This window comes from Streptomyces sp. NPDC031365 (genome assembly GCF_055569765.1).
In genome coordinates, this window is the sequence record NZ_JBVIIM010000030.1 from 1 (window position 1) to 11890 (window position 11890).

Annotated in this window: 12 protein-coding genes; 6 read left to right on the forward strand and 6 right to left on the reverse strand. The window is 72.0% G+C overall.

The window, feature by feature from the left end; genetic code table 11:
- Both ACZ5C2_RS31635 and ACZ5C2_RS31640 read right to left on the reverse strand, forming a co-directional pair.
- A partial coding sequence (locus ACZ5C2_RS31635) for a sugar phosphate nucleotidyltransferase (protein WP_468799068.1) occupies positions 1 to 289 on the reverse strand: 289 nt, incomplete at its 3' end.
- Complete coding sequence (locus ACZ5C2_RS31640) at positions 286 to 2115, reverse strand: DUF5941 domain-containing protein (RefSeq protein ID WP_468799070.1); 1830 nt, start codon at positions 2113 to 2115, stop codon at positions 286 to 288. The genes ACZ5C2_RS31635 and ACZ5C2_RS31640, both read right to left, overlap by 4 nt.
- A gap of 310 nt (positions 2116 to 2425) precedes the next feature.
- Between ACZ5C2_RS31640 and galE the strand changes: the two genes are divergently transcribed.
- The 3 genes from galE to idi all read left to right on the forward strand — a co-directional run bounded on the left by galE (position 2426) and on the right by idi (position 5345).
- Entirely contained in the window at positions 2426 to 3421 is a 996-nt protein-coding gene (galE, locus tag ACZ5C2_RS31645; RefSeq protein ID WP_468799072.1) for a UDP-glucose 4-epimerase GalE, read from the forward strand.
- A 124-nt stretch (positions 3422 to 3545) separates the two neighbouring features.
- On the forward strand, positions 3546 to 4484 hold the full coding sequence (locus ACZ5C2_RS31650; RefSeq protein WP_468799074.1) for a cation diffusion facilitator family transporter: 939 nt from the start codon (positions 3546 to 3548) through the stop codon (positions 4482 to 4484).
- 267 nt (positions 4485 to 4751) lie between these two features.
- Complete coding sequence (idi, locus tag ACZ5C2_RS31655; protein WP_468799076.1) at positions 4752 to 5345, forward strand: isopentenyl-diphosphate Delta-isomerase; 594 nt, start codon at positions 4752 to 4754, stop codon at positions 5343 to 5345.
- Positions 5346 to 5349: 4 nt separating this feature from the next.
- On the opposite strand, the gene ACZ5C2_RS31660 is transcribed toward idi, so the two are convergent.
- Positions 5350 to 5811 carry an ATP-binding protein gene (locus ACZ5C2_RS31660; RefSeq protein ID WP_468799078.1) on the reverse strand — a complete coding sequence of 154 codons (462 nt, stop codon included), beginning with the start codon at positions 5809 to 5811 and terminating at the stop codon, positions 5350 to 5352.
- 139 nt (positions 5812 to 5950) lie between these two features.
- Positions 5951 to 6586, reverse strand: coding sequence for an HdeD family acid-resistance protein (locus ACZ5C2_RS31665; RefSeq protein ID WP_468799080.1), 636 nt, complete (start codon positions 6584 to 6586; stop codon positions 5951 to 5953).
- A 110-nt stretch (positions 6587 to 6696) separates the two neighbouring features.
- Between ACZ5C2_RS31665 and ACZ5C2_RS31670 the strand changes: the two genes are divergently transcribed.
- Entirely contained in the window at positions 6697 to 7455 is a 759-nt protein-coding gene (locus tag ACZ5C2_RS31670; protein ID WP_468799082.1) for an enoyl-CoA hydratase/isomerase family protein, read from the forward strand.
- Here the strand turns inward: ACZ5C2_RS31670 and ACZ5C2_RS31675 are convergent.
- Positions 7442 to 8077, reverse strand: coding sequence for a DJ-1/PfpI family protein (locus ACZ5C2_RS31675; RefSeq protein WP_468799084.1), 636 nt, complete (start codon positions 8075 to 8077; stop codon positions 7442 to 7444). The genes ACZ5C2_RS31670 and ACZ5C2_RS31675 overlap by 14 nt on opposite strands.
- Positions 8078 to 8087: 10 nt before the next feature.
- On the reverse strand, positions 8088 to 9050 hold the full coding sequence (locus ACZ5C2_RS31680; RefSeq protein WP_468799086.1) for a GlxA family transcriptional regulator: 963 nt from the start codon (positions 9048 to 9050) through the stop codon (positions 8088 to 8090).
- 135 nt (positions 9051 to 9185) lie between these two features.
- On the opposite strand from ACZ5C2_RS31680, the gene ACZ5C2_RS31685 reads away from it, so the two are divergent.
- Positions 9186 to 9317 carry an LPFR motif small protein gene (locus tag ACZ5C2_RS31685; RefSeq protein WP_385927844.1) on the forward strand — a complete coding sequence of 44 codons (132 nt, stop codon included), beginning with the start codon at positions 9186 to 9188 and terminating at the stop codon, positions 9315 to 9317.
- A gap of 105 nt (positions 9318 to 9422) precedes the next feature.
- A complete protein-coding gene (locus ACZ5C2_RS31690) occupies positions 9423 to 11789 on the forward strand; it encodes a Tex family protein (RefSeq protein ID WP_468799088.1) in 2367 nt (788 codons plus the stop codon).
- Positions 11790 to 11890 lie beyond the last annotated feature (101 nt).

The window sequence follows — 11890 nt, forward strand, 5'->3', positions numbered from 1 at the left end:
AGTAGGCGTTGTTCCACTCCTCGGCCTTGTCGTTGTCGATGAGCGTGAGCCTGACGCCGTACTTCTGCTCCAGGGCCGCCTTGCGCTCGTAGACGGCCTCCTTGCGGTAGCCGACGATGACCCCGACCTCGGTCAGCCCGATCTCGGCGAAGTTGGCGAGGGTCAGGTCCAGGACCGTCGGCTCGCCCTCTATGCCCGCGGGCCCCACCGGCACCAGTGCCTTGGGCAGGGTGTCGGTGTAGGGGCGCAGACGGCGTCCGGCGCCGGCCGCAAGCACGAGGCCGATCATGCGGGTTCTCCTTCGTCGTGTACGGCGGGCGCCCCTGCGGACGCCCAGAAGCGGATGCTCTCGACGAGCACCAGCAGGGCCACGGCCACGGCGAGAACCGTGAGCGCGACGGTGAACTGGGAGGCGGTGAGCACGGCCGCCAGCACGGCGACCACCAGGGTGCGGCCCTCGTGTCCGCCGATCGCCCGCACCAGCCAGTGCGGGGGCGCGCCCGCGTTGCCGCGGATGCGGTAGACCGTGTCGTAGTGATGGTAGGCGACCGCGGCCACCAGCCCGTAGGCCGCCGGCAGTGCTCCGTTCACGTCCGCACTGGCCGCGAGGGCCAGGACGGTGGCGTACTCGGCGGCGCGGAAGAACGGGGGCACGAGCCAGTCGAGGGCGCCCTTGAGGGGGCGGACGACGGCGAGGGCGGAGGTCAGGACGTAGACGCAGGCGGCGAGGATCACCCAGGTGCCGCCGAAGCCGGTGAGCGCCGCCGTGGCGACGACCGCGAGACCACCGAGCAGGGCGACGGCGGGGGTGGCGAAGCCGGGGAGCCGACGCGCGGGCCCGGCCAGGGGGCCGCTCAGGGCCTGGGCGAGGGGGCCGGAGTCGGCGAGGTCGGCGAGCGCCTGCGCCGCCCGGTCGGTGCGGCGGGCCCTGCGGGTCAGCGAGCGCAGCACGCGGCCCGCCGTGGTGTAGGTCGCGGCGAACGCGCAGCCGACGAGCAACACGTAGAAGGTGATCCGGGGCGTGGTGACGGCCGTGAGGACGGCGATCATCGCCCAGCGTTCACCGATCGGCAGGACGATCATGCGGCGCGCCCAGACCGTCCAGCCGACGCTGTCGAGCTTGTCGGAGAGTGCCGCGGTGGGGCTGGCCAGCGACAATGTACCGAGCGCGGTGGCGTCGTGGTTGGCCTCGTTGAACGAGAAGTCGACCACGTGCCGGCAGGTCTGCAGGACCATCGCGCCGAGGGCCAGGGCCCATACGTCGTCGCCGCCGCGGGCCGCGCCGAGGGCCAGTCCGGCGTAGTACGCGTACTCCTTGGCGCGGTCGAAGGTGGCGTCGAGCCAGGCGCCGAGGGTGGAGTACCGCAGCGAGTAGCGGGCGAGCTGGCCGTCGGTGCAGTCCAGCACGAACGAGGCGATGAGCAGCACGCCGGCGGCGACGAAGCCGGGGCGGGTGCCGGTGGCGGCGCAGGCGGCGGCTATCAGCGCGGTGAGCAGCGAGGCGGTGGTGACCTGGTTGGGGGTCAGTCCGCGGCGGGCGCACCAGCGGGCGATGTACCGGGAGTAGGGACTGATGAAGTGGGTGGTGAAGAACCCGTCGCGGGCCTTGACCGCGGACTTCAGGCGTATGGCCTCGTCGTCGACGGCGGCGACGGCCTGCCGGGCCTCGTTGCGGGCCTGGGGGTCGGCGGGGACGGTGGCGACCAGGCTGCCCAGCTCGGGCCGGTGCACAGCGGCGTCGTCACCGAGCGCGGTGACGACGCGGTCGGCGAGGCCCTCGACGAGGGTGGTGCCGCTGCCCGCCGTCCCGCCGGCCGAGTTTTCGCGGGCCATCGCACGGGTCAGGGCCTGGCGGCCGGTCTGCTGGGCGGTGACGGCACCGGGGATCGCGGAGATCGGGAAGCGAGGGTCGGTGAGACCGAGGCGCAGCGCGTGCACATGACCCACGAAGCGGGCGTCGACCACGGCGACCCGCTGTCCCGCGGGCACCCCGGCGAGCAGGGTCTCGGCCTCGGTGGTGCCGGACGCGATCCGTACGTCGAACCCGAGGGAGCGCAGGTCGCCCTCGAGTGACGAACCGGGGACCGGCTGGCCGGTGACGATGGCGGTCGACAACCGAATCTCACTCCCTGGGTGCCGACGCGTCCACGCCGGTCATGTACATGGTGAGGCGCCCGTGCGGAGGGCCTCCGGGCGGCATGTCGGCAGAGGTTATCGGATACCCGGAAGCCCGCGTTCACCGCCCGTTCGGCGACGGGATCCACGCGGTTCGCCCGCGTCCCTGCCGCGATCATCATCGGGGATGCGGGGCCCGGCCCACAAACCGCGCCCTCCGGAAACGGACTTCGGTGATGATCCGGGACAGCGCCGCGCACCCGGCCGGCGCGGCGCGCACCGGTCGGGGCTCGGCATAAGGTGGGCGACCATGACGTGGCTGATCACCGGCGGAGCCGGTTACATCGGGGCACATGTGGTGCGGGCCATGACGGGTGCCGGGGAGAGCGTCGTCGCCCTGGACGACCTCTCGGCCGGTGTTGCGGGGCGGCTTCCCGCCGGCGTCCCGCTGGTCAGGGGCTCCTCGCTGGACGACGAGCTGCTGAAGCGGGTGTTCGCGGAATACGGGGTCACGGGTGTGCTGCACCTCGCGGCGCGCAAGCAGGTCGCCGAGTCCGTGGCACAGCCGGCCCGGTACTACCGGGAGAACGTGGGCGGTCTCGCGACGCTTCTCGAGGCCGTCGCGGAAGCCGGGGTCCGGCGCTTCGTCTTCTCCTCGTCCGCGGCCGTGTACGGCGACCCCCGCGTGGATCTCATCACGGAGGACACGCCCTGCGCCCCGGTGAACCCCTACGGCGAGACCAAGCTCGCCGGGGAGTGGCTGGTGCGGGCGGCCGGGCAGGCACACGGCATGTCCACGGTGTGCCTGCGCTACTTCAACGTCGCGGGCGCGGCCGCGCCCGAGCTGGCCGACACAGGCGTCTTCAACATCGTGCCGATGGTCTTCGACCGGCTCACCCGCGACGAGGCCCCGCGCATCTTCGGCGACGACTACCCGACGCCGGACGGCACGTGCGTCCGTGACTACATCCACGTGGCCGATCTGGCGGAGGCACACCTGGCGGCGGCCCGCCGGCTGTCGGACGGTGACCGGGCCGGAGACCTGACGCTGAACGTCGGCCGTGGTGAGGGCGTCTCGGTGCGCGAGCTGATCACGACCGTCGGCGAGGTCACCGGCGACACCCGGGCCCCGCTCGTCGAGCCCCGCCGCCCCGGCGACGCTCCCCGCGCGGTGGCCTCGTCCGCCCGCGCGAGCGAGCAACTGGGCTGGACCGCCCGCCGTTCGGTGCGCGAGATGGTCGACTCGGCCTGGCAGGGCTGGCAGCTCCACCACGCCGCTGCGGCAGGCCGACGGGGGCAGCCCTGACCTGCGGATCATTTCCGCAGGTCAGGGCACATGACAACGGTGTTCAGTGCCGCGTTGCCCCATACCCCCCGCCCGTAGTTCACTGATCCCGTCGGACGGGTTTCACGGAAGGGCGGCGGCACTCATGGGGGCTGGGCACGATCACGGACACGCGCACGGCGTGCCTGCCGGCGGTACGGCGAGTGCGGCGTACCGCGGCAGACTGCGGGCGGCGCTGGTGATCACGCTCGGTGTCATGGTGGTGGAGATCGTCGGCGGGTTGCTGGCCGACTCGCTCGCGCTGGTGGCGGACGCGGCCCACATGGCGACGGACGCACTGGGGCTCGGCATGGCCCTGCTGGCCATCCATGTCGCGAACCGCCCGCCGAGCGAGCGCCGCACCTTCGGGCTCGCCCGCGCGGAGATCCTCGCGGCCCTGGCCAACTGTCTGCTGCTGATCGGCGTCGGCGGCTATGTGCTGTACGAGGCGATCGAGCGGTTCGTCACCCCGGCCGGCACCCAGGGCGGCCTGACCATGGTGTTCGGCGCCATCGGTCTGGTCGCCAACATGGTGTCGCTGTCGCTGCTGATGCGCGGGCAGAAGGAGAGCCTGAACGTGCGCGGCGCCTTCCTGGAGGTGGCGGCGGACGCGCTCGGCTCGGTGGCGGTGATCCTGTCCGCGCTGGTCATCCTGACCACCGGCTGGACGGCCGCGGACCCGATCGCCTCCCTGGTGATCGCGCTGATGATCGTGCCCCGGACCTGGAAGCTGCTGCGCGAGACCCTGGACGTCCTCCTGGAGGCGGCGCCCAAGGGCGTCGACATGGCCAGGGTGCGGGCGCACATCCTCGCCACCGACGGCGTGGAGGACGTCCACGATCTGCACGCCTGGACGATCACCTCCGGAATGCCCGTCCTCTCCGTGCACGTGGTCGTCAGCACCGAGGTCCTCAACGCCATCGGGCACGAGAAGATGCTGCACGAGTTGCAGAGCTGTCTGGGCGACCACTTCGACGTGGAGCACTGCACCTTCCAGCTGGAGCCCGTCGGGCACGCCGAGCACGAGGCGCGCCTTTGCCACTGAGGCGGCCGAAAGCACCCCGGTGCACCAATGCGCCGCGGAAGGCAGCCCTCCGCCCCCTGCCGGCGTCCCCTCGTCCACAGCCCCCTTACGGGCGACGGTTCCCGGCCGGACGCCACGGGCACGATCACCTGCGGGTCCGGGTCCGTCCCGGGCCGGCTCCGGCCGCTCCCGGCGCCGCCGGGGGACATGCGGGCGGGGACCGGAAGTGCCGGGAGTGCCGGATTCGTGCGGCAGACTTGGGGCGCGAAGACCGAGTGAAGGATGGGTATGCCGATCACACCTGCCACCGCGACGAACAGCCCGTCGAACGGCACCGCCGAGCCGATCCTGCTGGAACTGGTCGACGAGGACGGCGTGACGATCGGTACCGCGGAGAAGCTCGCCGCCCACCAGCCGCCGGGGCAGCTGCACCGGGCGTTCTCGGTGTTCCTGTTCGACGAGCGCGGACGGCTGCTGCTCCAGCGGCGGGCGCTGGGCAAGTACCACTCCCCCGGCGTGTGGTCCAACACCTGCTGCGGTCATCCCTACCCCGGTGAGGCACCGTTCGCCGCGGCGGCCCGGCGGACCTTCGAGGAGCTGGGGGTGTCGCCCTCGCTGCTCGCCGAGGCCGGCACGGTCCGTTACAACCACCCCGACCCGACCTCGGGTCTGGTGGAGCAGGAGTACAACCACCTCTTCATCGGCATGGTGCAGTCGCCGCTGCGGCCGGACCCGAAGGAGGTGGCGTCCACGGCCTTCGCGACGCCGGCCGAGCTGGCGGAGCGGCACGCCGAGGACACGTTCTCGGCCTGGTTCATGACGGTCCTGGACGCGGCCCGGCCGGCTGTCCGGGAACTGACCGGACCGTCGGCCGGCTGGTGACCGGCTAGAGGATCCGTGTGGGCTTGAGCGGCAGGGCGGCCCAGATCACCTTGCCGCCGGTCGCGATGTGATCGACCTCGCACGCCCCGCCGGCCTCACGAGCGATCTCACGGACCAGGAGCAGTCCGCGGCCACCGGTGCGTGCGTGGTCGGTCTCCAGGGCGGTGGGGCGGTAGGGGTGGTTGTCCTCCACGGACACCCGGACCCACTCGGCGCCCACGGCGACCTCGACGGCGAGCGTCGGGGACAGCAGCGCCGCGTGCCGCACGACGTTGGTGACCAGCTCCGAGACGATCAGCAGCAGCCCCTGCACCACGTCGTCGGCGACCGGCACCCCTTGCCGCATCAGCAGGTCACGCACGGCGTGGCGGGCCTGCGGGACCGAGACGTCCACGGCCGGGGCAGTGAACCGCCAGACACCTTCGTACGGCAGCGGATCGCCACCCTCACGCTCGATTGTCACCACACGACGAATGGTGATACCGATCGGCTCCACACCTCGACACTGAACAGAAGTCAGCGAGTATCGAGCGATTCCGACCGTTGGCGTATGACACGGTCGATTGCGGGACCGTTTCCGTCCACCTTGTGCCGTCTCGGCGAAACTATTCGGGTTGTACGGGTTTGGCCGCCTGCTCTTCCCGCGTCCGTCCCGCCTCCTCACCGGCCAGCCGGTCGGAGACCATGCCGACGATCCGGCGCCCTCCGTAGCCGGTGGCGATCAGGCCGAGCCCGTCGAAGAGCAGGGAGAGGGAGAAGAACGTTCCGATGACGTACTGGCTGCTGCTCGGCCAGGTGGCCAGCACCAGGATGCCGAGCAGCAGGCCGAAAGCGCCCTGGACCAGTGTCCAGCCGAACTGCGGCCCGCGCACCACCAGGCTGCCGGCCAGCCGGAACAGCCCACCGGTGAGGAAGAGCAGCGCGGCGAACATGGTCAGCGCCTCGGCCGCCGCCTCCGGTGTCTTCAGGATCACCACACCGGCCGCCATGTTCAGGGCCGCGACGACCACGCCGAGCCAGAAGAAGTTGGTGTGCCGTGCCTGGACGGCGTGCAGCAGCCCGATCACACCGCCGATCAGCAGCAGCCAGCCGAACAGCAGCATCGAGGTCAGGGTGGCCACGCCCGTGTACACCAGGCCGACCAGCCCGGCGACGACCAGGATCACTCCGAGTACGGCGAGCCAGCTGAAGCCGCGGCTCAGTTTCGCGGCCTCCCCCTGGGGCTTCACTGTCCTGGCCATGGTGCCTCCTGGCTGTCGTCCCCTTCTCCAGTCCCCCGCGCACGCCGGTCGTAACGCCGTGCGTGCTCCTGACGGTCAGCGCGCCGGACGGGACGGATAGCATCCGGCGCATGAGGGAGCCCGAGCTGCTGCACAGCGTCACCGAATCGGTCGCCACGGTCGTGATCCGCAACCCGGCGAAGCGCAACGCCATGACGGCCGCGATGTGGGGTTCCCTGCCGCCCCTGCTGGAAACACTGGCGGCCGACCCCGACGTACGGGTGCTGGTGCTCACAGGCGAGGGCGGCACGTTCTGCGCCGGGGCGGACATCTCCGCGCTCCGGGAGTCGCCGTCGACGGCCCAACGGCTGGCCGAGGCGGCGGAGGAGGCGCTCGCCGCCTTCCCCAAACCGACCGTGGCCGCGGTCCGCGGACACTGTGTGGGCGGTGGGGCCCAGCTGGCGGCGGCCTGCGATCTGCGGTTCGCCGAGGAGGGTGCGCGGTTCGGAGTCACACCGGCGAAGCTCGGCATCGTCTATCCGTCCTCCGCCACCCGGCGGCTGGTGTCACTGGTGGGTCCGGCGACCGCCAAGTACCTGCTGTTCTCCGGCGAGTTGATCGACAGCCTGCGGGCCTTGGGTACGGGTCTGGTGGACGAGGTGCTGCCCGAGGGGGAACTGGACAAGCGGGTCGCGGAGTTCACCCGGACGCTCGCGTCCCGCTCGCAGCTGACGCAGGCCGCCGCCAAGGAGTTCGCGAACGGCCGCACCGACCGTGACGCGCACTGGAACGAGCGGGCGCGGGAGAGCGGCGACACCGCGGAGGGCGTCGCCGCGTTCCTGGAGCGCCGGAAGCCGCACTTCACCTGGAACGTGTCTACGTCAGGATGAACCGGCTCCGCGCCCGGAACTCCTCCACGAGGTGCGCGGGCGCCTTCTGAGGGGAGCCGGCGTCGTAGGGCGGCTGCGGGTCGTACTCGGTGAGCAGCTGGACGGCCTGGGCGTGCTCGTCGCCGGCGATCCGGCCGAGCAGCGTGAGCCCCATGTCGATGCCCGAGGAGACTCCGGCCGCGGTGACGTACTTGCCGTCGCTCACCACGCGCTCCCCGGTCGGCTCGGCGCCGAACCGCTTCAGTTGGTCGAGAGCCAGCCAGTGGGAGGTGGCCCGGCGGCCCCGAAGCAGCCCGGCCGCGCCCAGCAGCAGGGAACCGGTGCACACGGACGTCGTCCAGGCGCTGGACCTGTCGGCGGTACGCAGCCAGTCCAGCAGGGTCTCGTTCTCCATCTGGGGGGACTGTCCGGGACCACCGGGAACCACGACAATGTCCGGGCGGGGCACCTCGGCCAGGCTCCTGTCGGCGGTGACCGCGAGCGACCCGGACTCGTTGCGCACGGGCCCGGTCCGCTCGGCGACGAAGACGGTCTCCGCGTCGGGGAGCCGGCCGAGCGTCTCGTACGGGCCCACCGCGTCCAGAGCGGTGAAGCGGTCGAAGAGGACGATGGCGATCTGCATCGGGGACCTTTCAGATGGGTGAGGGAGCGGGCCGGAAGCGGCGGCGGTACTCCGCGGGGGATGCTCCGAGGGTCCGGACGAAGGCGCGCCGCATGGCCTCGGGAGTGCCGTAACCACTGGCCCGTGAGACCTCCTCGACACCGTCGCCGGTGTCCTCCAGCAGCCGCCGGGCGTGTTCGAGCCGTACCCGGTCGACGTAGCGGCCCGGCGTCGTGCCGGTCTCGAGGCGGAAGGCGCGGGCGAAGTGACGGGGTGAGAGGGCGGCGCGGGCCGCGAGCGCCCCGACGGTCAGATCGGCGCCGGGGTGCTCACTGATCCACCTCTGGACCTCGCGCAGCGGCTCGCGCCGCGCGGTCTGAGCGGCGAGCTGCACACTGAACTGGGCCTGGTTGCCGGGCCGGCGCAGAAACACCACCAGATGCCGGGCGACGGTGAGGGCGGCCTCCCGGCCGATGTCCTCCTCGACCAGGGCGAGCGCGAGGTCGATGCCCGAGGTGACGCCGGCGGACGTGGCGACGTGGCCGTCACGGATGTAGATGGGATCGGGGTCGACCTCGACGGCCGGGTGGTCCCGGGCGAGCCGATCGCCGTAGGCCCAGTGGGTGGTGGCGCGGCGGCCGTCCAACAGGCCGGCTGCGGCGAGCAGGGCGGCTCCCGTGCAGACGGAGACCAGCCGCTCGGCACGCGGTCCGTGCCGGCGCAGCCAGTCGGTCAGCCGCGGGTCGGACCGGCGGGTGCCCTGCCCGCCTGGCACGAGCAGGGTGTGCGGCTCCGGCGCGTCGTCCAGCGCCCGGTCCGGTACGACGGTCAGACCGCTGGTCGTCCGCACGGGAGCGCCGTCGAAGGAGGCGGTGCACAGCCGGTATGTCCCGGGGGTGTGCTTCTCGGCACCCGCGAAGACCTCCACGGGTCCGGTGACATCGAGGCTCTGCACCTCGTCGAAGAGGACGACGAGAACGGTTCGCTGCGCCATGCGGTCGATTCTTGGCGCTGCTGGTGATGGCCGCAATGACGAGCTCCCCACCTTTCCTGCCATGCATGTTGAAGCGTTGACGAGGTACCCGCAGTACGTCCGGCCGGACAGGCCGGGGAACGAAAGGGGAGAGACGTGTTCCGTGCCATCGCAGACGTTCTGCGCCAGATCGGCGGCGCCGTCGCCACCGTGGTGACACTGCCGTTCCGGGCCCTCGCCCGGCTCTTCGGCGGGGCCTCGTCCACCACCCGTGGCCGTCGCGTCTGACGCCGCCCGTGCCGTCTCCCGGCGCGTCGGCGCCCTGATCCCCGATTGTCGGCGTCACCTGCCACAATTGCCGCGCAACCTCAGTGGAGAAGGCGGTACGGGAACGTGACGACACCCCTCGCAGGGTCCATCGAAGGCAGGATCGCCGAGGAGCTCGGCGTACGGGAGCGGCAGGTCAGAGCCGCCGTCGAACTGCTCGACGGCGGTTCGACGGTGCCCTTCATCGCCCGCTACCGCAAGGAAGCGACCGAGATGCTCGACGACGCGCAGCTGCGCACGCTTGAGGAGCGGCTGCGCTATCTGCGGGAGCTGGAGGAGCGCCGTGCGGCGATCCTGGAGTCGGTGCGCGAGCAGGGCAAGCTGACCGACGAGCTCCAGGCCCGGATCCGGGGCGCGGAGACCAAGGCGCGCCTGGAGGACATCTACCTGCCGTACAAGCCCAAGCGGCGCACCAAGGCACAGATCGCGCGCGAGGCGGGGCTCGAGCCGCTGGCGGAGGGGCTGCTCCGTGACCCGGGGGTCGAGCCCCTCGCCGCGGCCGCCGCCTTCGTGGACGCCGGCAAGGGCGTCGCCGATCCGCAGGCGGCGCTGGACGGCGCCCGGGCGATCCTCACCGAGCGGTTCTCGGAGGACGCCGACCTGATCGGCGAGCTGCGCGAGCGGATGTGGGTACGCGGGCGGCTGGCCGCGAAGGTGCGCGAGGGCAAGGAGGAGGCGGGCGCGAAGTTCTCCGACTACTTCGACTTCGCCCAGCCGTTCACCGAGCTGCCCTCGCACCGGATCCTGGCCATGCTGCGCGGCGAGAAGGAGGAGGTCCTCGACCTCGTCCTGGAGCCGGAGGAGCCCGCGGACGGGCCGTCGTCGTACGAGGGGATCGTCGCGAACCGGTTCCGGATCGCCGACCGCGGGCGTCCCGGTGACAAGTGGCTGGGCGACACGGTCCGCTGGGCCTGGCGCACCCGCATCCTGGTCCACCTCGGCATCGACCTGAGGCTGCGGCTGCGCACCGCCGCCGAGGACGAGGCGGTGCGGGTCTTCGCGGCCAACCTGCGCGACCTGCTCCTCGCCGCCCCGGCGGGCACGCGCGCGACGCTGGGCCTCGACCCCGGCTTCCGTACGGGTGTGAAGGTCGCCGTGGTCGACGCGACCGGCAAGGTCGTGGCCACGGACGTGGTCCATCCGCATGTCCCGGCGAACCGGTGGGACGAGGCCGTCGCCAAGCTGGCCCGGCTGGCGAAGGAGCACGCGGTCGAGCTGGTCGCGATCGGCAACGGCACGGCGTCCCGTGAGACGGACAAGCTCGCCGGTGAACTCATCGCCAGGCACCCCGAGCTGAAGCTGACGAAGGTGATGGTGTCCGAGGCGGGCGCCTCCGTGTACTCGGCCTCCGCCTTCGCCTCGCAGGAGCTTCCGGACATGGACGTGTCGCTGCGCGGCGCGGTGTCGATCGCGCGCCGGCTCCAGGACCCGCTGGCCGAGCTGGTGAAGATCGACCCGAAGTCGATCGGCGTCGGCCAGTACCAGCACGACCTGTCCGAGGTGAAGCTGTCGCGTTCGCTGGACGCGGTGGTGGAGGACTGTGTGAACGGCGTGGGGGTGGACGTCAACACCGCGTCGGCGCCGCTGCTGGCCCGGGTCTCCGGCATCACCTCCGGACTCGCCGAGAACATCGTGGCGCACCGGGACTCCAACGGGCCGTTCCGTTCGCGCGGTGAACTGAAAAAGGTGGCGCGGCTCGGCCCGAAGGCGTACGAGCAGTGCGCGGGCTTCCTGCGGATCCGCGGCGGCGACGACCCGCTGGACGCCTCCAGCGTGCACCCGGAGGCCTACCCGGTCGTGCGGCGCATGGTGAAGACGTCCGGTGCGGAGGTCGGCGCGCTGATCGGCAACACGTCGGTCCTGCGGTCGCTGAGGCCGCAGGAGTTCGTGGACGAGACGTTCGGTCTGCCGACGGTGAGCGACATCCTGAGGGAGCTGGAGAAGCCGGGGCGCGACCCGCGGCCGGCCTTCAAGACGGCCGTCTTCAAGGACGGGGTCGAGAAGATCTCCGACCTGTCCTCAGGGATGGTGCTGGAGGGTGTGGTCACGAACGTCGCCGCGTTCGGGGCGTTCGTGGACATCGGCGTCCACCAGGACGGGCTGGTGCACGTCTCCGCGATGTCGAAGACGTTCGTGAAGGATCCGCGGGACATGGTGAAGCCGGGGGACATCGTCAAGGTGAAGGTGCTTGATGTGGACATCCCACGGAAGCGGATCTCACTGACGCTGCGGCTGGACGACGAGGCGGCGCCCCAGGGCCAGGCGCCCGGCGGTGAGCGCCGGCAGCGCGGCGGGCGTCCGCCGCAGCAGCGCCAGGGCCGCGGGGGCGGGGGCGGTGGGGGTTCGCGTCAGGCGTCCGCGCCGGCGAACAGCGCGATGGCCGACGCCCTGCGCCGGGCCGGGCTCGCCGACCCGAAGAGCGGCAGGCGCTGAGTTTTCCTCCCGGGCCCGTCTCCCGCCGTGGCGGCGGAGACGGGCCCATGTTCCCCGGCGACGTGACCCGGCCCGCCCGCACCGCCTGGACCACGCCCGGT